The organism is Mycolicibacter acidiphilus, assembly GCF_018455725.1.
In the GTDB taxonomy this organism is placed as follows: domain Bacteria; phylum Actinomycetota; class Actinomycetes; order Mycobacteriales; family Mycobacteriaceae; genus Mycobacterium; species Mycobacterium acidiphilum.
The window spans coordinates 1-25515 of the sequence record NZ_JAHCLR010000013.1 but is presented as its reverse complement, the minus strand read 5'-3'; the positions used below and the strand labels follow the sequence as shown (position 1 = coordinate 25515).

The 25515-nt window shown below is 69.1% G+C and carries 24 protein-coding genes and 1 pseudogene; 12 read left to right on the top strand and 13 right to left on the bottom strand.

Features of this window, described 5'->3' with window-relative positions:
- Nucleotides 1–13: 13 nt before the first annotated feature.
- A complete protein-coding gene (locus KIH27_RS08540) occupies nt 14–1258 on the top strand; it encodes an Rv3212 family protein (RefSeq protein ID WP_214092511.1) in 1245 nt (414 codons plus the stop codon).
- 124 nt (nt 1259–1382) lie between these two features.
- On the opposite strand, the gene KIH27_RS08535 is transcribed toward KIH27_RS08540, so the two are convergent.
- A complete protein-coding gene (locus KIH27_RS08535) occupies nt 1383–2174 on the bottom strand; it encodes a ParA family protein (RefSeq protein ID WP_214092510.1) in 792 nt (263 codons plus the stop codon).
- Between the two features lie 78 nt (nt 2175–2252).
- Here KIH27_RS08535 and KIH27_RS08530 point away from each other — a divergent pair, with 78 nt between their 5' ends.
- Both KIH27_RS08530 and KIH27_RS08525 read left to right on the top strand, forming a co-directional pair.
- The gene (locus KIH27_RS08530) at nt 2253–2852 is read left to right on the top strand and encodes an acid phosphatase (RefSeq protein ID WP_214092509.1); all 600 of its coding nucleotides are present in this window, start codon (nt 2253–2255) and stop codon (nt 2850–2852) included.
- On the top strand, nt 2849–3979 hold the full coding sequence (locus tag KIH27_RS08525; protein WP_214092508.1) for an isochorismate synthase: 1131 nt from the start codon (nt 2849–2851) through the stop codon (nt 3977–3979). Before KIH27_RS08530 ends, KIH27_RS08525 begins: the two co-directional genes overlap by 4 nt.
- Here the strand turns inward: KIH27_RS08525 and KIH27_RS08520 are convergent.
- Nucleotides 3921–4331, bottom strand: coding sequence for a hypothetical protein (locus KIH27_RS08520; RefSeq protein ID WP_214092507.1), 411 nt, complete (start codon nt 4329–4331; stop codon nt 3921–3923). The two genes, KIH27_RS08525 and KIH27_RS08520, sit on opposite strands and share 59 nt — an antisense overlap.
- A gap of 41 nt (nt 4332–4372) precedes the next feature.
- Here KIH27_RS08520 and KIH27_RS08515 point away from each other — a divergent pair, with 41 nt between their 5' ends.
- Nucleotides 4373–5350, top strand: coding sequence for a diacylglycerol/lipid kinase family protein (locus KIH27_RS08515; RefSeq protein ID WP_214092506.1), 978 nt, complete (start codon nt 4373–4375; stop codon nt 5348–5350).
- A 242-nt stretch (nt 5351–5592) separates the two neighbouring features.
- Complete coding sequence (locus KIH27_RS08510) at nt 5593–5847, top strand: WhiB family transcriptional regulator (RefSeq protein WP_214092505.1); 255 nt, start codon at nt 5593–5595, stop codon at nt 5845–5847.
- 63 nt (nt 5848–5910) lie between these two features.
- Here the strand turns inward: KIH27_RS08510 and KIH27_RS08505 are convergent, their stop codons facing one another.
- Nucleotides 5911–7401 carry a sensor histidine kinase gene (locus KIH27_RS08505; protein ID WP_214092504.1) on the bottom strand — a complete coding sequence of 497 codons (1491 nt, stop codon included), beginning with the start codon at nt 7399–7401 and terminating at the stop codon, nt 5911–5913.
- Between the two features lie 30 nt (nt 7402–7431).
- Nucleotides 7432–7647 (bottom strand): biotin/lipoyl-binding carrier protein, encoded by a 216-nt coding sequence (locus KIH27_RS08500; RefSeq protein WP_214092588.1) that lies wholly within the window; start codon nt 7645–7647, stop codon nt 7432–7434.
- A 263-nt stretch (nt 7648–7910) separates the two neighbouring features.
- Between KIH27_RS08500 and KIH27_RS08495 the strand changes: the two genes are divergently transcribed.
- The gene (locus KIH27_RS08495) at nt 7911–8312 is read left to right on the top strand and encodes a hypothetical protein (RefSeq protein ID WP_214092503.1); all 402 of its coding nucleotides are present in this window, start codon (nt 7911–7913) and stop codon (nt 8310–8312) included.
- Nucleotides 8313–8409: 97 nt separating this feature from the next.
- Entirely contained in the window at nt 8410–8484 is a 75-nt protein-coding gene (locus KIH27_RS23280) for a 50S ribosomal protein bL37 (protein WP_011728008.1), read from the top strand.
- A gap of 41 nt (nt 8485–8525) precedes the next feature.
- Here KIH27_RS23280 and rsrA read toward each other — a convergent pair whose 3' ends face one another.
- Together rsrA and KIH27_RS08485 are read right to left on the bottom strand one after the other, a co-directional pair.
- Nucleotides 8526–8822 (bottom strand): mycothiol system anti-sigma-R factor, encoded by a 297-nt coding sequence (gene rsrA / locus KIH27_RS08490; RefSeq protein WP_214092502.1) that lies wholly within the window; start codon nt 8820–8822, stop codon nt 8526–8528.
- Nucleotides 8819–9478, bottom strand: coding sequence for a sigma-70 family RNA polymerase sigma factor (locus KIH27_RS08485; RefSeq protein ID WP_214092587.1), 660 nt, complete (start codon nt 9476–9478; stop codon nt 8819–8821). Before KIH27_RS08485 ends, rsrA begins: the two co-directional genes overlap by 4 nt.
- 205 nt (nt 9479–9683) lie before the next feature.
- On the opposite strand from KIH27_RS08485, the gene KIH27_RS08480 reads away from it, so the two are divergent.
- Nucleotides 9684–10178, top strand: a complete 495-nt coding sequence (locus KIH27_RS08480) for a YbaK/EbsC family protein (protein ID WP_214092501.1) — start codon at nt 9684–9686, stop codon at nt 10176–10178.
- A gap of 18 nt (nt 10179–10196) precedes the next feature.
- Here the strand turns inward: KIH27_RS08480 and KIH27_RS08475 are convergent.
- The 6 genes and pseudogenes from KIH27_RS08475 to KIH27_RS08450 all read right to left on the bottom strand — a co-directional run bounded on the left by KIH27_RS08475 (nt 10197) and on the right by KIH27_RS08450 (nt 16830).
- Nucleotides 10197–13041, bottom strand: a pseudogene (locus KIH27_RS08475) (MMPL/RND family transporter).
- Nucleotides 13038–13442, bottom strand: a complete 405-nt coding sequence (locus KIH27_RS08470; protein WP_214092586.1) for an MmpS family transport accessory protein — start codon at nt 13440–13442, stop codon at nt 13038–13040. Before KIH27_RS08470 ends, KIH27_RS08475 begins: the two are co-directional and overlap by 4 nt.
- Before the next feature lie 209 nt (nt 13443–13651).
- Nucleotides 13652–13942: a muconolactone Delta-isomerase gene (gene catC / locus KIH27_RS08465; RefSeq protein ID WP_214092500.1), complete on the bottom strand. Its 291-nt coding sequence runs from the start codon at nt 13940–13942 to the stop codon at nt 13652–13654.
- Between the two features lie 4 nt (nt 13943–13946).
- On the bottom strand, nt 13947–14807 hold the full coding sequence (catA, locus tag KIH27_RS08460) for a catechol 1,2-dioxygenase (RefSeq protein WP_214092499.1): 861 nt from the start codon (nt 14805–14807) through the stop codon (nt 13947–13949).
- Nucleotides 14808–14827: 20 nt separating this feature from the next.
- Nucleotides 14828–15931: a mandelate racemase/muconate lactonizing enzyme family protein gene (locus KIH27_RS08455; RefSeq protein WP_214092498.1), complete on the bottom strand. Its 1104-nt coding sequence runs from the start codon at nt 15929–15931 to the stop codon at nt 14828–14830.
- Complete coding sequence (locus tag KIH27_RS08450) at nt 15928–16830, bottom strand: LysR substrate-binding domain-containing protein (RefSeq protein WP_214092497.1); 903 nt, start codon at nt 16828–16830, stop codon at nt 15928–15930. The genes KIH27_RS08455 and KIH27_RS08450 overlap by 4 nt, the downstream gene beginning before the upstream one ends.
- Before the next feature lie 224 nt (nt 16831–17054).
- Between KIH27_RS08450 and KIH27_RS08445 the strand changes: the two genes are divergently transcribed.
- The 3 genes from KIH27_RS08445 to benC are packed head-to-tail and all read left to right on the top strand — an operon-like array spanning nt 17055 to nt 21917.
- Nucleotides 17055–18500 (top strand): Rieske 2Fe-2S domain-containing protein, encoded by a 1446-nt coding sequence (locus KIH27_RS08445; RefSeq protein ID WP_214092496.1) that lies wholly within the window; start codon nt 17055–17057, stop codon nt 18498–18500.
- 12 nt (nt 18501–18512) lie between these two features.
- The gene (benB, locus tag KIH27_RS08440; protein WP_214092495.1) at nt 18513–19037 is read left to right on the top strand and encodes a benzoate 1,2-dioxygenase small subunit; all 525 of its coding nucleotides are present in this window, start codon (nt 18513–18515) and stop codon (nt 19035–19037) included.
- Between the two features lie 9 nt (nt 19038–19046).
- On the top strand, nt 19047–21917 hold the full coding sequence (benC, locus tag KIH27_RS08435; protein ID WP_214092494.1) for a benzoate 1,2-dioxygenase electron transfer component BenC: 2871 nt from the start codon (nt 19047–19049) through the stop codon (nt 21915–21917).
- On the opposite strand, the gene ygiD is transcribed toward benC, so the two are convergent.
- Nucleotides 21908–22681, bottom strand: a complete 774-nt coding sequence (ygiD, locus tag KIH27_RS08430) for a 4,5-DOPA-extradiol-dioxygenase (protein ID WP_214092585.1) — start codon at nt 22679–22681, stop codon at nt 21908–21910. The genes benC and ygiD overlap by 10 nt on opposite strands.
- Before the next feature lie 113 nt (nt 22682–22794).
- On the opposite strand from ygiD, the gene KIH27_RS08425 reads away from it, so the two are divergent.
- Entirely contained in the window at nt 22795–25428 is a 2634-nt protein-coding gene (locus tag KIH27_RS08425) for a helix-turn-helix transcriptional regulator (RefSeq protein ID WP_214092493.1), read from the top strand.
- Nucleotides 25429–25515: the final 87 nt, after the last annotated feature.

The window sequence follows — 25515 nt, the reverse complement described above, 5'->3', positions numbered from 1 at the left end:
TGTCAGCCGCCTGATGGTGCGACCGGAACGCCGCACCACCGCTGACCTGACGGCCGCGGCGGTGCTCACGATCATCGTGGCGGTGACCGGCGTGATCGTCTGGTGGACCAGCGACGCCCGGGCCACCGTCAGCCGGCCGATCGCGGCATCGGAGGCCCCGGCCACCAACCCGCCGGCGGCCGGCGCGGTGCCCGAGGCGCTCACCCCGCTGTGGACCGCGGCCAGCCCCGCCACCGGCAGCCCGATCCTGGTCTCCGGCACCCTGGTGACCGGCGCCGGCCGTGAGATGACCGGGCGCGACCCCGTCACCGGCCAGGTCCGCTGGACTTACGCCCGCGGCGTGAACCTGTGCGCGGTGTCGTGGATCTACCGCTACGCCGTCGCGGTCTACCCCGATGCCCGCGGCTGCGGCCAGGTCAGCACCGTCCTGGCCGCCACCGGCCACCGTGGGCCGGCCCGGACCAGCTACGCCGACCGGACGGTCACCGTCTCGTCCGAGGGCGGCTCGGTGCTGTCGTTCGGCAGCACCCGGCTGGAGTTGTGGCGCTCCGACATGGTGCGGGTGCTGTCCTACGGTGAGATCGACGCCCGGGTGAAGCCGTCGGCACGCGGCCTCGGGCAGGGCTGCACCCTGCTGTCGGCGGCCGCGGCGTCGTCGTCGGTGTCGGTGCTGGAGTCCTGTTCCGGGCGCAGCGGCCTGCAGCTCACCCTGCTGCGGCCCGGCAAGGAGGACGACGAGCCGGAGTTGCAGCAGGTGCCGCAACCGGGGGTCGCCGCCGACGCCGGTGCCCGGGTGCTGGCGGTGACCGACTCCGACACCGGCACCAACACCGCGGTCTACCTGCCGACCCCGCATCCGCGGGTCGTGGTGGTCGACCAGACCGGCGCCACCGTCGCCGAGACGCAACTTTCCGGTCCGCCCGCGGCGGCCAGCGCCACCGTGGCGGTGTCCCGGCCGACCGGGCTGATCTGCTGGTGGACCGGCGCGGCGGTGCAGGTCTTCGACTCCGGCACCCTGGCCCACCGGTTCACCGTCCCGGCGACCGGCGCGACCGTCCCACTGGGACCGGCGATGTCGATGGCGGACCGCCTGCTGATCCCGGTGACCGGCGGTGTCGGCGTCTACGACCCGGACACCGGTCAGCGGGAGCGGATCATCCCGGTCAGCCGCCCACCCGGCACGTCCGGCGTGGTTCCGGCGGTGTCGGGCGCGACGGTGCTGGAGCAGCGGGGCGACGACGTCGTCGCGCTGGGTTAATTGCGGCGACCCGCTGCGCCCGGCTCCGCAGGCTCCGCCGCGCTTGCGATCGCCGCTGGGTTAATTGCGGCGACCCGCTGCGCCCGGCTCCGCAGGCTCCGCCGCGCTTGCGATCGCCGCTGGGTTAGACCTCCGGGGAGAACGTCGGCAGCGCCGTGCCGGTCTTCCAGTGCTTGAGGATGGCCTGCGCCAGCTGCCGGTAGGCGACCGCGCCCTTGTTCTTGCGACCGGCGATCACCGACGCGCCCGACGCACTCGCCTCGGCGAAGCGCACCGTGCGCGGGATCGGCGGTGCCAGCACCGGCAGGCTGTAGCGGTCGGCGACGTCGAACAGCACGTCGCGGCTGTGCGTGGTGCGTGAGTCGTACAGCGTGGGCAGCGCGCCGAGCAGTCGCAGATCCGGGTTGGTGATCTGCTGGATGTCGGCGACGGTGCGCAGGAACTGGCCGACCCCGCGGTGCGCCAGTGTCTCGCACTGCAGCGGCACGATCACCTCGCCGGCGGCGGTCAGCCCGTTCAGGGTGAGCACCCCCAGCGACGGCGGGCAGTCCAGGACGGCGACGTCGAACTCGTCGTCCAGTTTCGCCAGCGCCCGTTTGAGCGCGTACTCGCGTCCTGCCCGCATCAGCAGCATCGCCTCGGCACCGGCCAGGTCGATGTTGGCCGGCAGCAGCGTCATGCCCTCCTCGGTGGGCAGCAGGGCGGCGTTCGGCTCCACCTCACCGAGCAGTACCTCGTGCACCGACACCGGCAGCTTGTCCGGATCGTGGCCCAGCGAGAACGTCAGACAGCCCTGCGGGTCGAGGTCGACCAGCAGCACCCGCTGCCCGGCCTCCGCCATCGCCGCTCCCAGCGACGCAACCGTCGTGGTCTTGGCCACGCCGCCCTTCTGGTTGGCAACCGCCAGTATCCGCATCCGCCCATCCTGACACGACCACCGCCTCATCCCGGCCTGTTGCGCGGGGGTGTCCGCCGTCGGGCAGAATCGGTGGGCGTGGGAGTCGAAGATCACCGGCTGGTATTGCTCCGGCACGGCGAAACCGAGTGGTCGAAGAGTGGACAGCACACCGGCAGCACCGATCTGGCACTGACCGACACCGGTCGCGAGCAGGCCGTCGCCGTCGGGGAAACCCTGATCGGGCTGAAACTGGACAACCCCCTGGTGATCGCCAGCCCCCGGCGCCGCGCCCAGACCACCGCTGAACTCGCCGGCCTGCAGATCGACGAGGTCAGCCCGGATCTGGCCGAATGGGATTACGGCCGCTACGAGGGTCTGACCACCGCGGAGATCCGCCGGACCGAACCGGACTGGCTGATCTGGACGCACGGCGGCGCCGACGACGGCGAATCGGTGGCGCAGGTCAGTGACCGCGCCGACCGCGCCGTCGCCCGCGCCCTGCAGCACCTGCCCACCCGTGACGTGGTGTTCGCCGGGCACGGTCATTTCTCCCGCGCGGTGATCACCCGCTGGCTTCAACTGCCACTGGCCGATGGCGCGCACTTCGGGATGGCCGCGGCGTCGCTCGCGGTCTGCGGGTTCGAGCACGGCGGCCGGCAGCTGGCCGCGCTCGGGCTGACCGGCCGGGTCAGTTGACGGTTCCGCACCAAGCCGAGCCGGCGTTCGCGCTCTGCGGTCCCGGCGGGACGGTGCTCGCCGACCGGGTCGGCACCGCGTTCACCGATCCCGACGCGGCGCGGGCGGCACTGCGTGGCGCGTCGGCGCCGATGGTGGTGGGCGCGTTGCCGTTCGACCTCACCGATCCGGCCGCCCTGTTCGTGCCGGACGGTGTGCACCTCCGCGACAGCCTGCCCGACTGGCCGGCCCGGCCGCTGCCACCGGTGGCCGTCACGGCCGAGACCCCGCCCGCCGACGAGCACCGCGCCCGCATCCGGGCAGCCCTCGATGCGTTGGCCGCACCCGGCGGTGCACTGGAGAAAGTGGTGCTGGCCCGCGGTTTACGGCTCACCGCCGACGCCCCGCTGGACGCCCGGGCGCTGCTGCGCCGGCTGACCGCTGCCGACCCGAGCGGCTACGGCTATCTGGTCGACCTCAGCCCGGCCGGGGGTGCCCACATCGGCACCGCGCTGGTCGGCGTCAGCCCGGAACTGCTGGTGGCTCGCGACGGCGACCGGGTCGTCTGCCGCCCGTTCGCCGGCTCGGCGCCACGCTCACCGGATCCGGGTGTCGACACCGAAAACGGTGCGGCACTGGCGAAGTCGAGCAAGAACCGGCACGAGCACCAGCTGGTCGTCGATCAGTTGCGCACCGCACTGGCGCCGTTCTGCACGGACCTGCGGGTCAGCGACGAGCCGCAGCTGACGAGCACCGCGGCGGTCTGGCACCTGAGCACACCCATCGTCGGTCGACTGCGTGAAACCTCCACCACCGCACTGGATCTGGCCCTCGCGCTGCACCCCACAGCGGCGGTCGCCGGGGTTCCGACCCCGGATGCGGTCGACCTGGTGACGAGGCTGGAGGGCGACCGCGGTTTCTACGCCGGGGCGGTCGGCTGGTGCGACGCCGACGGCAACGGCCGCTGGGTGGTGTCGATCCGCTGCGCGCAACTGTCCGCGGACCGCCGCCACGCGCTGGCCCACGCCGGCGGCGGCATCGTGGCCGAGTCCGATCCCGACGACGAACTCGCCGAGACCACGACCAAGTTCAGGACGATCCTGTCGGCGCTGGACGCTGCGCCGTCCAGCGCACCGCAGCCGGACTGAACAGCAGCCCCAGCACCGCGATGGCCAGGCCCGCGACGACGGCGCCGTACGCCCACCGGTGCGAGCCGATCCCCAGATACCAGGCGACCGGCAGCAGCGTCAGATTGGCGAAGACCGCGATGCCGCGCCCCCACCGCCGGCCCTGCCGTAGCGTCCACCCGGCGGCCAGCACGGCCATCCCGACCAGCGTGAACCAGGCCGCGGTGCCGTAGCCGTTGACCACCCGCTCGTCGGCACCGGCCAGCCCGCGCAGCACCAGCGCCACCGCCACCAGCAGCCCGCCGGCACCCTGAATCGCGACCAGCAGACCGGCGGTGCGCACGGCGCGCGGCGGGGCGTCGACGGAGTTCACCGGGCCAGCGTAACCAGGTCCATCCCCTAGACTTGTGCGTCGTGCGCGCCGTCCTCATCGTGAACCCCAACGCCACCTCCACCACCCCGGCCGGCCGGGACCTGCTGACACACGCGCTCAAGAGCCGCCTCGACCTGTCCGTCGTGCACACCGACTACCGCGGTCACGCGATCGAGATCGGGCAGGCCGCAGCCGCCGACGGCATCGATCTGGTGATCGCGCACGGCGGTGACGGCACCGTGCACGGGGTGGTCAACGGGCTGCTGGGCACGCCCGGGTCGACGCCGCCGAAGCACCTGCCGGCGGTGGCGGTGGTGCCCGGCGGGTCCGCGAACGTCTTCGCCCGGTCACTGGGCATCGCGGCCGACCCGATCGCCGCCACCAATCAGCTGATCGAACTGATCAACGGCCATCAGCGCGGCCACAGCTGGCGGCGGATCGGCCTGATCGACTGCGGTGAGCGCTGGTCGGTGCTGAACGCCGGCATGGGCCTGGACGGTGCGGTGGTGGCCGCCGTGGAGGCCGAGCGCGAGAAGGGCAGCGACGTCAGCGCGTTGCGCTACATCCGCGCGTCGGTGCGCACGGTGCTGGCCGCCACCCGGCGGGAGCCGACGCTGACGCTGCGGATCAACGACGCCGACCCGATCTCCGGCGTGCACTTCGCCTTCATCTCGAACTGCAGCCCGTGGACCTACGCCAACGACCGGTCGGTGTTCACCAACCCCGACACCACGTTCGAGGGCGGGATGGGCCTGTTCGCGACCACCAGCCTGAAGGTGCTGCCCACCCTGCGGCTGGTCGGCAAGATGCTGTCCAAGCACCCGAAGCTCACGGCCAAGCAGCTCATCCGCGACGACGACGTGGCCTCGCTGCGCGTCGACGCGGGCGACACACCGATCGCGACCCAGATCGACGGGGAATATCTCGGGCTGCGGGCGGCGATGGTGTTCCGCTCGGTCCCGGATGCACTGAACGTCGTGGCGCCATCCGGGAAAACCCACGATCACCTGCGGAGATAACTTCTCAGCGTGGTCTAGAGCGCACAGTTGAACCCACTGTAGTACAGGGTCGACGGCGATCCGGCGGCAGCCCCGCGAGGGCGTGACGTTGACCACGTGATAACGGTTGCTCTTGACATCTGTGCAGGCTGTGAAACGATCGAGCGATCGAACACAAGCCGTAACGATTTCTTGTGTTCGCTTTTAAACAGTCGAAAAAGCTAGCGCGCCTCGCTGCGCCCAGAGTAAGGAGTTGACGACCTATGGATTGGCGCCACAAGGCGGTCTGTCGCGACGAGGACCCGGAGCTGTTCTTCCCGGTGGGAAACAGCGGACCGGCACTTGCCCAGATCGCGGCCGCGAAGCAGGTCTGCGCCCGGTGCCCGGTGGTCACCGAGTGCCTCACCTGGGCGCTGGAGACCGGCCAGGACGCCGGCGTATGGGGCGGCATGAGCGAGGACGAGCGCCGTGCGCTCAAGCGCCGGAACGCCCGGACCCGGGCGCGCACCGGCGTCTGACCCGGTCGTCAACGTAGAACGACGCGGCTCCGATCGGAGCCGCGTCGTTCTGCGTTGATCGGGTTACTGCGCCGGGCGGAGCCGACGGCTCCCGACCGGTATCCGCAGCGCCATCTCGGTGCCGCCGGTGGGCGCGCTGCGGGCCGTCAGCGTGCCGCCGAGTTCGGTGCCGATCAGCGTGTTGACGATCTGCAGCCCCAGTCGATCGGATTTCTCCGGGTTGAACCCGTCCGGCAGGCCGTGGCCGTCGTCATGCACCACCACGTCGAGCCAGCGGGCCGAGCGCTGCGCGCTGATCGTCACGCACCGGCCGGTCGCGGCCGGGTCGAAGGCGTGCTCGATCGCGTTCTGCACCAGTTCGGTGATCACCATCGTCAGCGCGGTCGCCCGGTCGGCGTCCAGCGCCCCGAACACCCCGACCCGGCTGATCCGGGTGGGGGTGCCCACGCTGGCGACGTCGTTCATCATCGGCAGGATCCGGTCGATCACGTCGTCGAGGTTCACCACCTCGTCCACCGACATCGACAGCGCCTCGTGGACCAGCGCGATCGACGACACCCGGCGCACCGACTCCAGTAGCGCCTCACGCCCCTCGGCGTTGACCGTGCGGCGGGCCTGCAGCCGCAGCAGCGCCGCCACCGTCTGCAGGTTGTTCTTGACCCGGTGGTGGATCTCCCGGATCGTCGCGTCCTTGGACAGCAGCGCGCGGTCGCGACGCTTCACCTCGGTGACGTCGCGGATCAGCACCGCGGCGCCGGTCGGGGCGCCGTCGACCACCAGCGGGATGGTCCGCAGCAGCACCACCGCGCCGGCGGCGCTCACCTCGAAGCGGGTGCCGGCGCCGCCGGCCAGACAGTCGCGCACATGCTCGGCCAGTTCCCGCGCCTCCAGCGGATCCGAGACCAGTGGCCGGGTGACGGCGACCAGGTCCTGACCGGCCAGTTCGGCGGCCAACCCCATCCGGTGGTAGGCCGACAGCGCGTTCGGGCTCGCGTAGGAGACCACGCCGTCGACCCCGAGACGGATGAAGCCGTCGCCCACCCGTGGACTGGAACTCGGCAGCATCGGCTCACCGGCGCGCGGGAAGGTGCCGTCGGCCAGCATCCGCACCAGGTCGCGCGCGCAGGAGAGGTAGGCCGCCTCCAGCCGGCTGGCTTCCCGACCGGCGACCGGCACGCTCTGGTAGGTGAGTACCGCCACCACGCGGCCACCGCAGCGGACCGGGACGGCCTCGGTTCGCCGGTCCCCGGGGGTCTCGGCGGCGGTGTCCCGCTCGATCAACCCGGACTCGAACGCCGCGGACACCAGTGGCGCGCTCGCCGGCACGGTGCCGACGGCGTCGCTGAGCAGCACCGTCGGGGCAGTGTTGGGCCGGCATTGCGCGACGCATACGACGGCGCCGCCGGGGCCCGGTTCACGCCGCACCCACATCAGATAGTCGGCGAAGGACAGGTCCGCCAGCAGTTGCCACTCCCCGACCACGGCATGCAGGTGATCCACCGCGTTGCCTGGCAGCACAGTGTGTTCGGCGAGCAGATCACCGAGTGTGGACATCGGGCGAGCCGCGCCGGAAGCGGGCCGGTGTCAGCCGATCACGGCGATCAGATCGCCGGCCTGGATGACGTCGCCGACCTTCACCGCGACTTTGGTGACCGAGCCCGACGTCTCCGCGAGCACCGGGATCTCCATCTTCATCGATTCCAGCAACACCACCGTGTCGCCCTCGTTGATCTGGTCGCCCTCGCGGACCACGACCTCGAGCACGCTGGCGACGATCTCCGCGCGGACGTCCTCGGCCATTTCCACCTCGTTCAGCACCCAGTCGATGATTCCTTGAAACCTGTTGGTCTATGGAACCACAGCCGACCAGCAGTGCCGCGCACGGCCACCCCCGTCGACTAAGCGAACCGCAAGATAAATAAGCGGATCTAGAGAGTTCGATCCGTGACCGTGTCGTGTTTCCCCTGTGACAATTTCATAGCACCGTTACTCCAGTGTTTCTGACGCGCGACGTCGTCGTTGTCGCGCAGCCCGAGTCGATACCGATCTGAGGAGTATCCCCGTTGTTTGCGAACCGCTTTGCCAACCTCCGCCCCGCACTCGTCCGCGGTGCGACGACACTGGCCGCGGCCGCCGCGATCGGCATCGGCGGCGCACTGGCCACGGCGAACCCGGCGTTCGCCGACGGCCCGGTTCCGGTCCCCCCGGTGAGCCCCGTCCCCGCCGGCGTCGCCGGACCCGGTGGCGCCGGGCCGGCCGCGGGGGTGAACGCCGCCAACTCGTTCCTGCAGGTGCTCAACGGGATGCTGAACCGCGTCGTGCCCGGCGCCGGTTCCCTGATGCCCAGCGATGTCAGCGCGCTGACCCCGCCCGCCGCGGGTGCGCCCGGCGCCCCGCTGCCGGCCCCGGCCCCGGCTGGCGGCGTGGTGCCGCAGACGCTCGCCGGCGCCTGGACGCTGCACTGACGGTGCGGCGGGGGCGGTCCCGGACCGTCCCCGCCGCACGTCACACCGGCCGGTATGAGAGACTGTCCAGCCGGTATACCTGCTAGGAGGATCGATCATGGCAAAGCGTGGCCGCAAGAAGCGCGACCGTAAGCACAGCAAGGCCAACCACGGCAAGCGTCCCAACGCCTGAGGCCGCAGCAGCGCGGCGGCAGCTAGGGGCCGATCGTGCGCCTAGCCGCCGCGGCGGATGATCGTGGTACGGCTGATCTCCAGCCGAACCCGCTCGTAGAGTTGCCGCGGCGCTTTCTCACCGCTGCACTTTCGAGCGATCAGCTTCTTGATCTGCTCCTCGACCCCGTACTGCCGCAGGCAGCCGGGGCACTTCTGAAGATGTTCCCGCAGTTTCTCCCGGGTGTCCTCGGTGCATTCGCCATCGAGCAGCGTCCACACCTCGGCCATCACCTCGGCGCAGTCCACCCCGTGCTCGTCCGGGCCGGGTGCACCGCATTCGTGGGAGTGCTCGGTCATGACGACACCTCCTCGGGTGCCGCCTCGTCGCGGATGAAGCCGCGGTCCTTGGCCACATCGGCCAGTAGGCCGCGCAGTTGGCGTCTGCCGCGATGCAGCCGCGACATCACCGTGCCGATCGGCGTATCCATGATCTCGGCGATCTCCTTGTACGGGAATCCTTCGACGTCGGCGTAGTACACCGCCATCCGGAAATCTTCGGGCAGCTTCTGCAGCGCCTCTTTTATCTCGGTGTCCGGCAGCGACTCCAGCGCCTCCACCTCCGCCGAGCGCAGCCCGGTCGACGAGTGCTCGGCGGTGGCGGCCAGCTGCCAGTCGGTGATCTCATCGGTGGGGTACTCGGCGGGTTTGCGCTGCTTCTTGCGGTAGCTGTTGATGTAGGTGTTGGTCAGGATGCGGTACAGCCAGGCTTTGAGGTTGGTGCCGTCCCGGAACGACCGGAAGCCGGCGTAGGCCTTGACCATCGTCTCCTGCAGCAGGTCCTCGGCGTCGGCGGGATTGCGGGTCATCCGCAGTGCGCCGCCGTAGAGCTGGTCGAGCATCGGGATCGCGTCCCGTTCGAAGCGCGCCGTCAGCTGTTCATCGGTCTCGTCGGAGCGGACATGATCAGGGGTCGCCGGGGGTCCGACCTCGGTCGCGTCTTCGATCTCTGGCATCTCGATCGCCGCAGTCCCTTCTGCCGCGGGGTCCATCATCGGCAATGGCTGCACATCCATCAGACCGGTTGAGGTTGACACCTGCGACTCCTCTGAAGATCCTAGGGTGGCCGCCGCCGGCACCCGGCACCGGCCACACGACTGACTTGCTCAACAGTGCCGGCCGGAACGCTATTTCCGGATTTCCGGCCGTTATTCTGGCCGGGTGACCCGCGCCGCGACCCGGGCGATCGCGGCCCTGGTGGCCGCGGGAGTGCCCCACGAGGTGCTGCGCTACCACCACGACCCGCGCGACCATGCGTTCGGCGCGGAGGCCGTCGAGCGGCTCACCGGCGGCACCGACGGGCTGCGCGCCGAGCAGGTGTTCAAGACGCTGGTGGTCGCGGTGCCCGGCGGGCTGGGAGTCGCGGTGCTGCCGGTGCCGGCGAAACTGTCGTTGAAGGCCGCCGCGGCCGCGCTCGGCGCCGCCAGGGCCACGCTGGCCGATCCGGCCGCCGCGCAGCGCGCCACCGGGTATGTGCTGGGCGGCATCTCACCGTTCGGGCAGCGCAAGGCACTGCCGACGGTGGTCGACTCCTCGGCGCTGGGCTTCGAGAAGGTGCTGTGCAGTGCCGGGCAGCGCGGCTGGGATGTCGCGGTGGCGCCCGCGGACCTGATCCGGCTGACCGGTGCGGTCACCGCCGACGTTCAGGCCCGCTGAGGCGGCGTCCGCGGGTCACTACGGCGTCGAGGGGGCAGCCTCGGGTGTCGGCTCCGGGTGCCGTTCCGGGAGCTTCTCCGGCCACCAGAACCACTTGCCGAGCACCCGCGCCAACGGCATCACCAGGAATATCCGCACGATCAGCATGTCGAAGAGCAGCCCGATGCAGATCGTCGAGCCGGCCTGGCCGACGTTGAGGACGTCGCTGGACAGCAGGGCCAGCATGGTGATCGCGAAGACGACACCGGCGGTGACCACCGAGCTTCCGGCGCTGCCCATCGCCCGGATGATGCCGGTCTTGATCCCGGCGTGGATCTCCTCCTGGTAGCGCGACAGCAGCAGCAGGTTGTAGTCGCAACCGACCGCGACCAGCACGATGAACGCGATCGGCAGCGTCAGCCAGTACAACTCCACGTGCAGCAGTTGGTGCCAGATGAAACTGGACAGCCCGTAGGCCGCAGCGAACGACAGGATCACCGTGAACAGTACGACGATCCCGCCGACCAGCGCCCGGGTCAGCACCACGATGATCGCGAACACCAGGCTGAACGTCGCGAGCATCATGATGATCGTGTCGTTGCGCGAATAGTCTTTGATGTCACGGTAATTCGATGCCGCACCGGACATGTACAGTCGCGAGTTCGACAGCGACGTGCCCTTGAGGGACTCCTTCGCGGCGGCCATCGCGTCTTCGACCTGCTTGATGCCCGCCACGCTCATCGCCTCGCCCTCGTGATAGATGATCACGCGGGCGCCCCTGCCGTCGCCGGTCACGAAGAAGTCCTGGCCGACCTTGAAGTCGTGGGTTTCCATGCCCTCCGGCGTCATCAGGAAGAAGTCGTCGTTCTTCGCGTTGTCGAACGCCTGCGCCATGTCGACCATCGGATTGATCATGGCTTCCATCTGCGGAATCAGCGCGTGCATCGTGCTCTGCATCGTCAGCGTCAGCGCCTGCATCGCGTAGGTGTTCTGCGCCATCTCGTGGGTCTGGGCCGCCATCTTCGGGGTGGCGATGTCGACCATGGTCAGGCCGTCCACCATATGCTTGGTCGCCTCGCTCATCTTGTCGATGTCATCGGGGATCTCCATCGCCCCTCGAGTCGACCAACACATGGGGATGTCGAAGCAGTGCGGCTCCCAGAAGAAGTAGCTGCGGATCGGCTGCCAGAAATCGATGAAATCAGCGAAGTGATCCCGCATCCCGTCGACCGCCGTGGACAACTCCTCCGCGGAATCCTTCGATACGTCGGTGCCGGCTGCCAACTCGTTCGTGACCTGCTCCAGTCGGCTGGCCGCATCGGCGACGGCGCCCATCTTCTCGGCGATAGTGTCGATGTCGGCAGTGCGGTCCCGCAGGAAGGCGAGGTTCTCACCGATTTTCGTACCCATGCTGCCCATCGAGTACGGCAGCGAGGCATGTTGCAGCGGACGGGCATTCGGCCTGGTGATGCTCTGCACCATCGCGATGCCCGGGGTGCGGTAGACGTTCTTCGCGATGCGGTCCAGCGCGATCATGTCGGTGGTGTTGCGCATGTCGTGATCGGCCTGGATATAGAGGAAGTCGGTGGACAGCTGGCTCTGCTGGAAGTGCCGATCCGCGGCGGCATAGCCCTGCAGGGATTCCATCCGCGCCGGCGCGAACCGCTTGTCGTCGTAGCTGACCTTGTAGGTCGACAGCCCCAGGATGGCCAGCGGGACCAGCAGCGCGCCCACCGCGATCATCGCCGCCGGCCAGCGCGCCATGCTGGTGCCCAGATCGCGCCAGATCGGATTCGCCCGCGGCGCAGGCGGTTTCAGCTTCACCACCCGGCTGACGACGTGGATCAGCGCCGGGTGCAGGGTGAGTCCGCCCAGGACGGCGATCACCATCGACACCGCGCACGGCGGGCCCAGGGTCTTGAAGTAGTCGAGTCGGGTGAGGCTCAGGCACAGCGTCGCCCCCGAGATCGCCAGGCCCGAACCCAGCACGATGTGCGAGGTGTGCGAGACCGAGGTGTACCAGGACTCCAGGCGGTCCAGGCCGGCCTGGCGGGCTTCGAGGTAGCGGCCGAGGAAGAAGATCGCGTAGTCGGTGGTGGCGCCCAGCACCAGGGCGACCAGCATGTTCAGCGCGAACGATGAGATGCCGAACAGGCCCGCCTGGACACCGAACGACACGATCCCCTTGGCCGACGCCAGGATGATCAGCACCCCGATCAGCGGCACGATCGCCCGGGTCAACGAGCGGTAGGCGATCAGCAGCATCGCGAGGATCAGCACGACCGTCACGATCGTCAGCTTGTCCATGCTCGCTTCGGCGGCGTTGAGGGTATCCCCCGCCAGTGGCGCCGGCCCGCTGACGTAGACCTTGAGGTCGTCCGGCTTCGGGGTCTTCTCCACGATGTCGCGCATGGCTTCGATCGACTCGTTCGCGGTCGCGGTCGCCCTGATCACCGGCCGGGCGGACGGTGATCGTGGCGGCCTCGGCGTCCGGGCTCTGCTGGCCCGACTTGGTGACCGGATCGCCCCACAGGTCCTGCACCGACTGGACGTGCTTGTGGTCCTCGCGCAGCCGGCGCACCAGGTCGTCGTTGAACCGATGGTCCTGCTCACCGAGTTTGCGACCGCCCTGCGTCTCCATGAGCACCACGGCGACGCTGGTGTAGTTGGACTCGTTGTACGCCTGACCGGTGCGGACGGCGTCCGCCGACGACGGCGCCTCCCGGGGGATCATCGGCGCGGCGAAGGCCTCCGTCGTCTTCTCCAGGGGCGGCACGAACACGTTCACGACGATCGCGAGCCCCAACCAGAACAGGATGATCGGGATCGACAGGGCGTGAATCAGTTTGGCGAAGCGACTGTGCTTCACCGGCGTGCCGGTCATGCGGCAATCACCGTGCAGGAGACGGCGGCGTTCTCATGGGCGACGAATTGTTCGTCCTTCACCTCGCCGTTCACGATGATCCGGCAGCCCAGCGAACTCCCGTAGCCCTGGGAGACCAGGCTCAGGGTGGCCGCGGGCGACATCGTCGTCTCCGAATGCGACCACGGCAGTGAACTCAGGGTCTCCTCGATGGGATTGCTGTTGAGGTCGGCATAGGTGACCCGACCGCCGCTGCCGATATCGCCGAACACCTCATAGACCACGTTTTTCGGGTTCACCTCGACGACGGTGGGCGGAATGGACGGCGGCGACGGCGGGCTGCCGATGTCGTTGGACATCTGCTCGACGACATTGACCCCGTAGCCCGCCGCGACGATGACACCGAGCAGGACTCCGAGCACCCAGAACCTGCTGATCAGGCTCTTGGTCTTGCGCCGCTTCGCCCTCGCGTTCACACTCGCCCCTCCCAGGTGGCCCGCAGGACTGACATAGGGTGCGTCTCCGCGGCGCGGAGATGCACAGCAGAATAAGACCGCCAAACCTCGTTCAGTCGTGGTTTATCGAAAAAACAAATCCGACTTCTGCAGTCGGCCACCCGCCGACAGGCGTGCTAGCGATCGCCCGCCTTGACGTCGCTGGGGTGCGTCGCCAGCGGCGTCACCCGGATGTCCATGTAGGGGAATAACGGAAGACCCGAAATGATCTCGTGCAGTTCGTCATTGGATTCGACATCGAATATCGAGATGTTGGAGTACTCCCCGACGATCCGCCAGATGTGTGGCCATTTCCCGGACCGCTGCAGTTCCTGTGAATAGGCCTTCTCCCGGGCCACGATCTCGGTCCGCTGCCGCGGGTCGAGATCGTGTGGAATCTTCACGTCCATGCGTACGTGGAACAGCATCGTCTCAGCCCTGCACCGGGTCGAGGACGAAGTTGTAGGTCACCGTGTAGCTGCCGTCCGGCTGCGGCTTCGGGTCGAGCATCAACTCCGGCTTCACCGCGGAGGCGACGTCGTCAGCGTTGTGCGGGTCGCCGGGGAAGTACAGCTGACCGGTGACCAGCTCATGACCGGGCGCCGACACCTTGAAGTGCACGTGGGCGGGGCGCCATGCGTGCCAGCCGGCCGCGGAGATCAGCTGGCCGCAGGCGCCGTCGGTCGGGATCATGTACGGCTTGGGCTTGATCGTGGCCACCCGGAACCTGCCGTCCGGGCCGGTCGAGACGGTGCCGCGCAGGTTCCACACCGGCAGGCCCGGCGCGTACTGCGAGTAGAGCCCGTCGTCGTCGGCGTGCCAGACCTCGAGCTTCGCCGACAGCGGCGAACCGTCCAGCGAGGTGACGGTGCCGCTCCACACCAGTGGGTCGCCCTTCTCGTCGGGCCGCATCGGCATGGTGGCGTCCGGGCCCAACTCGGGGGCGTTGGGCACGTAATAGGGTCCCTCGATGGTGCCTTTGTTGCCGTGCCGGTGCGCGGTGACCACCTCCTCGAGTGCGTGCTCCACCCACACGTCCAGGAACAGCGGCCACTCACCGTCGTGGCCGAGTTTGATCAGCCACGCCTTCAGCGCGTTGTATTCGGGGTAGGTCACCTGATGCTTGCGGATGGTCTCGTGCACGGCGGTGAGCACCTCGCGGGCCAGCATGTCGACCCGTTCCTTCGGGGTGTCCTTGACCTCCTCGAAGCCCCCCTTGTCGAGGGCGAATCGATCGCTGGCCGCATTGCCGGACGCGGCCGCGCTGAGTTCTGAGTCGTCGATCGTCGTCATCGTTTCATCTCCTGTCTTGTTCACTGATCGCTGCGGTAGCGCGCGAGTTTCTCGGGATCGATCTCCACTCCGAGGCCGTTACCGGACGGCACATGCAGGACGCCGTCGCGGATCTGCAGCGGCTCGGCGAGCAGGTCGTCGCTCATGTCCAGGAAGTTGGAGAGCTCCCCGGCCCGCCGCGAGGTGAGCTGGTATGCGGCGCCGAAGTTCACCGCGCACGCGGTGCCGAGCTGTCCGTCGATCTGGTTGCCCAGCACCACTTCCAGCCCGAGCCCCTCGGCGAGGTGATGCACGCGGCGCGAACCGGTGAACCCGGTGCGCGCGGTCTTGATCGAGATCGCGGTCGCCGATCCACCCAGGATCTCCCGGGTCACATCGGCCGGGGTGGGCACCGACTCGTCGGCGATGAACGGAACGTCGAGGTGGCCGACCAGCCAGCGCCGGCCGAGCACGTCGTCGGCCGGGCAGAGTTCCTCGGCGAACAGCAGGTCCAGGTCGGCCATCTCGCGCATCGCGCGCAGCGACTCGGCGGCCGTCCAGCCGCGGTTGCCGTCGACATACAGCTCGATCTCGTCGCCGAACCGCTCGCGCAGCGCCCGCACGACCGCGGTGTCCAGCGACACCGGCCGGCGCCCGACCTTCACCTTGAAGGTGCTGATCCCGTAGCGGTCCCGCATCCGCTCTGCTTCGGCGACCATCACGGCGGGCTCGTCGAAGCCGAGCATGTGGCTGACCCGCAGGTGGTCGGTGAAACCGCCGAGCAGCTCGGTGACGCCGATACCCAGCGTGTGACCGAGTGCATCCCAGATCGCCATGTCCACCGCGGCTTTGGCGGTCGGATTGCCCACCGTGCGCGCCAGCCGGGCGCCGACGGTCTCGCGCTCCAGCAGCGTCAACCCGATGATCTGCGGCGCGAAGATCTGTTCGACCACCGCGATGATGCCGGCCTGGGTCTCGCCGTAGGTGAACGGCCGCGGCGGCGCCTCGGCGACACCGACGATTCCGTCATCGGTGTGCACCCGCACCAGCACGTGCTCAGCGACGTGCACCTCCCCCGAAGCGAACTTCAGCGGCTTGGAATAGGGAATGGCGAACGGGATCGCCTCCAGCGCAGTGATTTTCATACCGAACCTCCTGTGGTCAGCACCGGGAACGCGTCCCGGACGATGTTGCGGACGGCTGCGACCACCGGGGTGTCCTGTCCGGCACGCCAGGCCAGCGCCAGTTCGATGGTCCCGGCGTCCAGCAGATCCCGGAACACCACGCCCTCCAGCGGCAGCCGGCGCGCGGACTCGGGCACCACCGCAACCCCGATTCCGGCCGCGACCAGGGCCAGCAGCACCGCCGTACCGGGTGCCAGGTACTCGCGGTGCGGAACGAAGCCGACGTTCCGGCAGGCCCGCAGCACGGCGTCGTTGACCGCCGATTCCCGGCTCTGGTAGGCGACGAACTGTTCGTTGCGCAGATCCGCCAGCGACACCACCGGTTCCACCGCGAGCCGATGGTCGACCGAGACCGCCAGCACCAGCGCCTCGACGGCGATCGTCTGCAGGTCCAGCCCCTCGCCGACCACGGGCGGTCGGAGAACACCGAGATCCAGTGCGCCGGAACGCAATGCGTCGCAGTGCTCCGGTGTGAGCAGGTCGGCCTGGATCTCCAGGTCGACCCCGGGCAGTTCCGCCTTGACGATCCGGGCGATCCGCGGCAGATGCGACACCGCGGCAGTTCCGGTCAGGCCCAGCCGAACCCGGCCGCTTCGGCCTTCGGCGACCCGGCGCACACCGCGCACCACGTCGTCGACATCGGCCAGGATCCTGGCCGCCTCCTTCTGCAGATACTCACCGGCCGCCGTGAGCGCCACCTGCCGGGTGGTGCGGTTGAACAGCGTGGTGTTCAACTCGGCCTCCAATTGCCGGATCGCGTACGACAGGGCGGGCTGCGCGACGTGCAGACGCTCGGCGGCCTGGCCGAAATGACAGGTCTCGGCCACCGCGGCGAAATAACGTAGGTGACGTAGCTCCATGGGCGTTCTCGCAACTCACTCGGGTCTCGGCATGCCGGCGTGGACTATCCGGTCGGCCATGACTCCCAGCGTATGACCGTCATCCATACCGAACAAGAATGCATTTTCACGATATTGATTTGCTTGATTTATGAATGCATGCCCAGTTCAGGACTAGGCACATGCCTGGTGTGACGGTCGACACCCGGTGCGAGGGTTGAATCACCAACCTTTGGAGGCACCCGATGACTGCACCCGCAACCAGCAAGCTCGACCATCTGGCCAACGTTCTCTCCGACGCGGTGATCGAAGATCCCGCAGCGGGGCTCTACCGAGTCAACCGCCGGATCTTCACCGACCCGGAGATCTTCGAACTGGAGATGAAGTACCTGTTCGAGGGGAACTGGATCTTCCTGGCCCACGACAGCCAGATCCCCAACCCCGGTGACTACTTCACCACCGACATCGGCCGCAGCCCGGTCGTGATCACCCGCGACAAGGACGGTGAACTGCACTGCCTGGTCAACGCCTGCTCGCACCGCGGCGCGATCCTCTGCCGGCGCAAGACCGACAACCGGTCGACGTTCACCTGCCCGTTCCACGGCTGGACGTTCCGCAACGACGGCAAGCTGCTCAAGGTCAAGCTGCCCGAGGGGGCCGGCTACCCACCGGAATTCGACACCAACGGATCCCACGACCTGACCAAGGTCGCCCGGTTCGAAAGCTACCGCGGCTTCCTGTTCGGCAGCCTCAACCCCGACGTCGCACCGCTGACCGAATACCTCGGTGACGCGACGAAGGTGATCGACCTGCTGGTCGACCAGTCTCCGCAGGGGCTGGAGGTGCTGCGCGGCACCTCGACCTACACGCTGCACGCCAACTGGAAGGTGCAGATCGAGAACGGCGCCGACGGCTACCACGTCACCTCGGTGCACTGGAACTACGCCGCCACCACGTCGCGGCGCACCACCGGCGACTCCGCCTACGAGACCAAGGTGCTCGACGCGTCGAAGTGGGCCGAGGAGGGCGGCGGGTACTGGGCCTTCCCGCACGGCCACATGTGCCTGTGGACCCAGGCCGCCAACCCGGAGGACCGACCGCTCTACGGCGAGATCGACCGACTGCGGGAAGCCCACGGAAAAGCGAAGGGCGAGTTCATGGTTGCCGGATCCCGGAACCTGTGCCTGTACCCCAACGTCTACCTGATGGACCAGTTCTCCACCCAGATCCGCCGGATCAAGCCGGTCTCGGCCGACCGGACCGACATCAGCATCTGGTGCATCGCACCCAAGGGCGAGAGCCCCGAGGCCCGGGCCAACCGGATCCGTCAGTACGAGGACTTCTTCAATGCCACCGGGATGGCAACCCCCGACGACCTGGAGGAGTTCCGGTCGGTCCAGAACGCTTTCCACTCCAGCACCGCCGTCTGGAACGACGTCAGTCGCGGTGCCCAGCACTGGCTCTCCGGTCCGGACCCGGTGGCCAAGTCGCTCGGCATGGACGACGTCCTTTCCTCGGGGGTCAAGGCCGAGGACGAAGGCCTGTTCGTCGTGCAGGACCAGTACTGGCTGGAGGCGATGCAGGACGGACTGGAAAAGGAACGAGCCAGGGAGCAGGCCATCGCAGCCGCGATCAGCGCCGGCCGCGCCCTCCGCGCCAACAGAACCCACCCGAGCCCCTGCGGCCACTGAACGGAGCATCAGATGACCACCACCGAATCCACCCCGACCGGTACCAAGCACATCACCCAGAACGCGATCGAACAGTTCCTCTACCGCGAGGCGCGCTATCTCGACGACCGTGAGTTCGAGAAGTGGCTGGAGTGCTACGGCGACGACGTCGTGTTCTGGATGCCCGCCTGGGACGTCGACGACCGGCTCACCGAGGACCCCCAGACGGAGGTCTCGCTGATGTACTACCCGAACAAGGGCGGCCTGCACGACCGGGTCTTCCGGATCCGCACCGAGCGGTCCTCGGCCACCTCACTGCCGGATCCACGCACCAGCCACAACATCGCCAACGTGGAGGTCATCGACCGGCGTGGCGATGTCGTCGACATCCGGTTCAACTGGCACACCATGTACTACCGCTATGAGGCGGTCGACCCGTACTACGGGACGTCGTTCTACACCATCGACTTCTCCGGCGACCAGCCGCTGATCCGGCGAAAGACGGTGGTGCTCAAGAACGATTACATCGACCACGTCGTGGACATCTACCACATCTGAGGACTCACCATGACTGCCACATTGCCACCCGCGCCGCCCGCCGAAACATCCACCGTCACGCCGCCCGGGGCGAAGGGCGCCGCACCTGTGCACCAGGTGGCGCTCGGATTCGAAGACGGGGTCACCCGCTTCATCGACTGCGCCGAAGACCAGACGGTCGCCGGCGCCTCGTACCGCCAGCGGGTGAACATCCCGGTGGACTGCCTGGACGGGGTGTGCGGCACCTGTAAGGCGTTCTGCGAGTCCGGAACCTACGACCGCGGCAACTATGTCCCCGATGCGCTCACCGAGGACGAGGCGGCAGCCGGGTACTGCCTGCCGTGCGTGATGAAGCCGCGCTCGAATCTGATCCTGCAGATCCGCAGCACCTCCGAGGTCGCCAAGACCCGAGCCACCTCCTACTCGGGAACCCTGGTGCAACTCAACCGGTTGTCGGCCAGCACCATGCTGATCGGCGTGGAGATTCCGCATCGGGCGGAGTTGACCTTCCTTCCCGGCCAGTACGCCAACATCTCGGTTCCGGGCACCGATCAGACCCGCTCGTACTCGTTCAGCAACGCGCCCAACGACAACCGGCTGACGTTCCTGGTGAAGCTGACACCGGGTGGCGTGATGTCGACGTATCTGACCGACCGGGCCGCGGTCGGCGACCGGCTCGAATTCACCGGGCCACACGGATCGTTCTTCCTGCGCGAGACCGACCGGCCGGTGCTGCTGCTGGCCGGCGGCACCGGGCTGGCACCGGTGCTGGCGATCCTGCGGAAGCTGCGTGACGACGGCAGCCGGCGCCGGGCGCACCTGATCTACGGCGTGAGCAACGACACCGACCTGGTGGCACTCGACGCGCTCGCCGAAGTCGCCGCCGGACTGCCCGGATTCACTTGGGATTACTGTGTTTCCGACCCGAACAGCACCGCGCCGAACCGCGGGCCCGAACGGGCCTACGTGACCAGCCTGGTGTCCCCCGAGCACCTCTACGACGGCGACGTGGCGATCTACGTCTGCGGACCGCCGCCGATGGTGGAGGCGGTCCGCAAACACATGACCGATGCCGACCTCCCGCTGACCGGGTTCTACTACGAGAAGTTCGCGCTGGCCCTGCCCGCCGGTGCCGAGCCGGTGACCCCGGACGGCGCCGCCGACGCCGGGCAGGCCGCCCCGCCGGGGCCGCGCCCGGCCCCGGTCGAGGAACTGCTGCCGGCCGCCGACGCCCGCTCGGTGATCGGGCAGCTCATCCTGCCGGCCGCTGAGATCATCGCCCACCCGGACGCCGTGGTGGCCACCGCCGAGGGCGACCTGGGTCACCGGGTTCTCGGTCAGCTGTTGATCCCGGCGGGCACCGGCGCCGGCACGGCGCTGAACCCCGGCGACGAACTGATCCCCGCACCCGACGGCCGGGCCGTCCTGGGTCAGGAACTCTTCGCGCCGACCGCGGTCCCCGGCGGATCGCTCGCCCCGCTGGTCGATGAGGATGCCGGTGAGGAGCTGATCCCCGCCGGCGGGCGGTCACTGGTCGGCCAGGAGATCTTCGGCGCCGCACCGACTCCCCCGCCCGCACCGGCGGCGGTCGTTGCGGATGGAACCGTCGCCCCCGACGGCTACCAGATCGGCGAGGAGCACCCGGCGGTCCACGAGTCCGACGCGATCTTCGAAGCCCGGGAAGCCCTGGAACTGGGGGCGGTGGAACTGACCCTGGGCCGGTTGACCAGCCAGCAGCTCACCGGCTACCGACTGCTGGCCGAGTCGACGCTGCCCTACGTCGACTCGGACCACTTCGCCGACGCCGCCCAGTACACCGAGACCAACGCGGCGTTCCACGAGTACCTGTTCACCCTGACCGGCAACGAGCACCTGCTGCAGGCCTATCAGGCACTCGGGGTGAAGGGCCGGATGGACGAGGTGCTGCGCAACGCCACCTGGTGTCACCCGTTGTGCGCCAAGGACCATGTCGACATCGTCGCGGCTTTCGAGGCCGGTGACCGGGCCGGTGCCCGAACCCTGATCTCCGCGCACGCCGACCGGTCCAAGCAGACCATGCGGCGCGCGATGGCCGACGCGCTGGCGGTCCGGCGGCCGAAGTTCATCACGCCCGGCCGCTTCGACGGCAAGGTCGTGGTGGTGACCGGGGCCGCGCAGGGCATCGGTGAGCGCACCGCCCGGCGGATCAACGCCGAAGGCGGAACGCTGGTGCTGGCCGATCGCTCCGAACTGGTCGTCGAACTGGCGCGGGAACTCACCGACACCCCGGTGCCGGGAAGCCCGCAGACGCTGGCGGTCACCGTGGATCTGGAGCAGCCCGACGGGGCGCAATCCCTGGTGCAGCAGGCGATCTCCCGGTTCGGTCATATCGACGTGCTGATCAACAACGTCGGCGGCGCGATCAACTTCAAGCCGTTCACCGAGTTCACCGGCGAGGAGATCCGCGCTGAGGTGGACCGCTCCCTGCTCACCACCCTGTTCGCCTGCCGTGCCGCGCTGCCGTCGATGGTGCACCGCGGACACGGGGTGATCGTCAACGTCTCATCGGCGGCCACCCGCGGTGTCAATCGGATCCCGTATTCCGCGGCCAAGGGCGGGATCAACGCGATCACCGCGTCGCTGGCAATGGAGTACGCCGACGCCGGGATCCGGGTCTGCGCCACCGCACCCGGCGGCACCCAGGCCCCGGCGCGCCGAATCTCCCGGGGCACACCGGAAGCCGGAAGCGACACCGAGCGGTCCTGGTTCCAGGCGCATATCGACCAGACCCTGGATTCGTCGTTGCTCAAGCGCTACGGGACCCTCGACGAGCAGGCCGCTGCGATCTGCTTCCTGGCCTCCGACGAGGCCTCCTACATCACCGGAACGGTGCTGCCGGTCGCCGGCGGCGATCAGGGTTGAGCGTCGAGTCCGAGGGTGTACGAGGCCATCGACAGCGATCCGGCCGCGTAGCCGTCCACCAGCGGGCTCAGCGGTTCGGCATCAGCGAGGCCGGCGATGTACAGCAGCGGCAGGTAGTGGTCGGGTGTCGGCACCGCATTGCGGAAATCCGGGTGGGCGTCCAGCGTCATCACCTCGGTCGGCGCGCTCTCCAGGATCTCGCGGGCCGCGGTGTCGAAGCGGCGGGCCCAGTCGTATCCGCTGTCGGGCTTGGTGAAGTCCAGCGCACCCAGGTTGTGCACGATGTTGCCGCTGCCGATGATCAGCACCCCGTCGTCACGCAGCGGCGCCAGCCGCCGGCCCAGCTCCAAGTGTTCGTCGGGGCTGCTGAATCCGTTGAGCGAGAGTTGCACCACCGGAATCGCCGCCCCCGGAAAGGCGTGCACCAGCACCGACCAGGCGCCGTGGTCGATGCCCCAGCTGTCGGCGTCGGCGCCGACCCAGGTGGGCTTGACGGTGTCGGCGACCTGCTCGGCCAGCTCCGGCAGCCCCGGCGCCGGGTAGCGGACGTCGAACAGCTCCTGCGGAAACCCGTAGAAGTCATGGATGGTGCGGGGATTCGGCATCGCGGTCACCGCGGTCGCGCCGATGTACCAGTGCGCCGAGATCACCAGGATCGCCCGCGGCCGACCGACAGCCGCACCGAAACCGCGCCAGGCCTCGGTGTAGCGGTTGCGTTCCAGTGCGTTCATCGGGCTGCCGTGTCCGATGAACGCGGCGGGCATCCGGGTGGTGGTCACACGTGCGACGGTAATACGTGTTTTAGCGCCCGTCCCGGCACCGGATTGTGGTGTGCTGAACCTTCACTGTCGTTTCGACGGATGGGGGTTGCGCACAGATGGTCACCGTGCCCGTGACCTGCGTCGGACGTGATCGTCAACTCACCGAACTGGTCGGCCGGTTCGAGGACACGCCGGCCCGCGGTGCGGCGATGCTGTGCCTGACCGGTCCGCCCGGAATCGGCAAGACCGCGCTGCTGCACCACCTGACCGACACACTCGGCGCGACGACCTATGCCGCGCAGGCCATGGTGTGGGAGACCGGCACCGCGGGCGGCGTGCTGCGCCAACTGCTGCAGGACACACCTCCGGCGGATCCGGTCACCGCGGCGGACTGGCTGGCCGAGCGGATCGGCGCCGGCGCACCGGTGCTGATCACCGTCGACGACGCGCAGCACGCCGACCCGGCCTCACTGCGGGCGCTGAGCAGTGTCGTGCGGCGACATCGGAAGCTGCCGCTGCTGGTGGTGCTCGCCGCGGCGACGCTCGCGCCCGCGCTGACCGAGTTCGGCGTCGAGGAGCTGCCCCTGCCCGGGCTGGATTCGGCGGCGGTGGCGGAACTGGCACGCCTGCACGGTCTGATGCTGCACCCGGTGATGGCCACCCGGTTGACCCGGCACACCGGTGGAAACGCGCGGGACGTCCTCGCACTGCTCGACGAGCTGCCGACGTCGGTCTGGACGTCCCCGGACACTGCGCTGCCCGCCCCGGCCTACCGCACCGCCGACGTGCGCACCCGGCTGGATCGGTGCACCGGCGAGACCCGCGCCCTGGTCGAGGCCCTGGCGATTCTCGCCGCAGCCGAACCGCTGGACACCGCCGTGCAGTTGGCCGGCCTGGCCGACCCGCTCACCGCGATCGACGAGGGTGCCGCGGCCGGGTTGGTCTCGGTGACAGCCGAATACCGGGCCCGGCTGCACGACCCGATGACGACCGCGGCGGTCCTCGCGATCATGGGGGTGCACGCCGTCGCCGCGGCGCACCGCCGCGCCGCCGAGCTCGTCACCGATCCGACCCGTCGATTGCGCCACCTGGTCGCCGCCAGCCCGACGACCGACCCCGCGCTGGCCGACCGGGTCGAGGAGTTCGCGCACGAACGGGCCGCAGCCGGATCGTGGGCGCAGGCCGCCACCCTGTTCCGCGACGCCAGCCGGCTCACCGCCGACCCGCTGGTGCGCGACGACCGGTTCACCCGGTCGGTCGACGCGCTGGTGGCCGCCGGCGACTGTGCCGGTGCGGCAACGCTGGTCCCGGTGGTGGAGAGCCTGCGCGAGACCCCGTTGCGCAACGCAACCCTGGCCTATCTCGCCATCCTGCGCGGCCGGGCGGCCGAGGCCGAGGTGCGGCTGCGCCGGGCCTGGGACATCGTCAACGTCGAACACCATCCGGCGACGGCCGCACTGATCTCGCAGCGCTACGTGCTGAACTCGCTGATGCGGTGTCGTGGTGAAGAATTGGTGCGCTGGGCCGACCAGGCCATCACACTTGCCGGCGACGAGTCACCCGCCGGCATCGAGGCGGCAGCGATCCGCGGGCTGGGCCTGGCGGCGGCCGGCCGGTCCGCCGAGGCCAGGGCAGCCTACGACGATCTCGGTGAGCGCGTCGGCTACGGGGCGCAGGCGCAGCGCGTCACGATGGGCCGCGGCTGGTTCCTGCTGAGCATGGACGGCGTGGACGGCGCCCGCAGCAACCTGGAGAGTGCCGTCGCGATGGCCGAGTTGGGCGGGTCGTCGCGGATCACCCTGTGGGCGCTGGGGTGGCTGGCGCGGGTGCAGTTCAGCACCGGTGACTGGGACCGCGCACTGCACACCGCCCGGGCGGGCCGGGAGTTGGCCGAGCGCACCGGGATCGTACTGGTGACACCGCTGCTGGCGTGGACCGAGGCGCAGGTGCACGGCCTGCGCGGATCCTGGCAGGAGGCGGCGGCCGCGGTATCGGCGGCCGATGCGATCCCCGGCGATTACGAGCTGATGCGGCTGCCCGCGATGATCGCCCGCGCCGTCGTCGCCGAAGCCGAGGCCGATCACGCCGCCGTACTGCGGGCCCTGGAACCACTGGCTCGGGCGTCGTGGGACACCGCACTACACGAACCGGCACTGTGGCCGTGGGTGGATGTGCTGGCCGGTGCGCTGATCGGCGTCGGCCGGCTCGACAGCGCCGAGGAACTGCTGCGCTCCCATGAGCGGTTCTGCTCCGAGCGCCGCTCAGCGAAGGCGCGGCTGTACAGTGCGCGCGGCCGGTTGCTCGGCGCCGGTGGCGATCTCGTCGCGGCAAGGCGGTGCTTCGATGAAGCCCTGGAACTGCTCGACGGCCTGCCGTTGCGCTACGACCGGGCGCGCATCAATTTCGCCTATGGCCAGACGATGCGCCGGGCCGGCAAACGCCGCGACGCCGACACGGTCATCGGCACCGCGCGGGAACTGTACCTGTCGCTGGGGGCGCGCACGTTCGTGGAGCGGTGCGACCGGGAACTCAAAGCCGGCGGCTTGCACCAACTCCGGGGTCCGCGCAGGTACACCGAGCTGACACCGCAGGAGGAGTCGGTGGCGTCACTGGTGGCACAGGGGCACTCGAATCGCGAAGTGGCCGCGGAACTCTACATCGCCCCGAAAACCGTGCAGTACCACCTGACGCGGATCTACACGAAGCTCGGGGTGCGATCGAGAGCCGAGTTGGCCGCGCTGCGGCGCTGAGAGTCGGTGTCGCCCGGCGGGCTCAGGCGTCATAGCGCATCGAAAAACAAGGCGGTGTCATAGCGTCGTAGCAACGAGGTGCCGACA

What these genes read in the sequence shown, in the direction of transcription:
- KIH27_RS08425 (WP_214092493.1), top strand. Translation starts at nt 22,795, where the DNA reads ATGGTCACCGTGCCCGTGACCTGCGTCGGACGTGATCGTCAACTCACC.
- benB (WP_214092495.1), top strand. Translation starts at nt 18,513, where the DNA reads ATGACCACCACCGAATCCACCCCGACCGGTACCAAGCACATCACCCAG.
- catA (WP_214092499.1), bottom strand. Translation starts at nt 14,807, where the DNA reads ATGACGACGATCGACGACTCAGAACTCAGCGCGGCCGCGTCCGGCAAT.
- KIH27_RS08455 (WP_214092498.1), bottom strand. Translation starts at nt 15,931, where the DNA reads ATGAAAATCACTGCGCTGGAGGCGATCCCGTTCGCCATTCCCTATTCC.
- KIH27_RS08445 (WP_214092496.1), top strand. Translation starts at nt 17,055, where the DNA reads ATGACTGCACCCGCAACCAGCAAGCTCGACCATCTGGCCAACGTTCTC.
- catC (WP_214092500.1), bottom strand. Translation starts at nt 13,942, where the DNA reads ATGCTGTTCCACGTACGCATGGACGTGAAGATTCCACACGATCTCGAC.
- KIH27_RS08485 (WP_214092587.1), bottom strand. Translation starts at nt 9,478, where the DNA reads ATGCCAGAGATCGAAGACGCGACCGAGGTCGGACCCCCGGCGACCCCT.
- KIH27_RS08450 (WP_214092497.1), bottom strand. Translation starts at nt 16,830, where the DNA reads ATGGAGCTACGTCACCTACGTTATTTCGCCGCGGTGGCCGAGACCTGT.
- KIH27_RS08505 (WP_214092504.1), bottom strand. Translation starts at nt 7,401, where the DNA reads ATGTCCACACTCGGTGATCTGCTCGCCGAACACACTGTGCTGCCAGGC.
- KIH27_RS08540 (WP_214092511.1), top strand. Translation starts at nt 14, where the DNA reads ATGGTGCGACCGGAACGCCGCACCACCGCTGACCTGACGGCCGCGGCG.
- KIH27_RS08500 (WP_214092588.1), bottom strand. Translation starts at nt 7,647, where the DNA reads ATGGCCGAGGACGTCCGCGCGGAGATCGTCGCCAGCGTGCTCGAGGTC.
- rsrA (WP_214092502.1), bottom strand. Translation starts at nt 8,822, where the DNA reads ATGACCGAGCACTCCCACGAATGCGGTGCACCCGGCCCGGACGAGCAC.
- ygiD (WP_214092585.1), bottom strand. Translation starts at nt 22,681, where the DNA reads ATGCCCGCCGCGTTCATCGGACACGGCAGCCCGATGAACGCACTGGAA.
- KIH27_RS08510 (WP_214092505.1), top strand. Translation starts at nt 5,593, where the DNA reads ATGGATTGGCGCCACAAGGCGGTCTGTCGCGACGAGGACCCGGAGCTG.
- benC (WP_214092494.1), top strand. Translation starts at nt 19,047, where the DNA reads ATGACTGCCACATTGCCACCCGCGCCGCCCGCCGAAACATCCACCGTC.
- KIH27_RS08535 (WP_214092510.1), bottom strand. Translation starts at nt 2,174, where the DNA reads ATGCGGATACTGGCGGTTGCCAACCAGAAGGGCGGCGTGGCCAAGACC.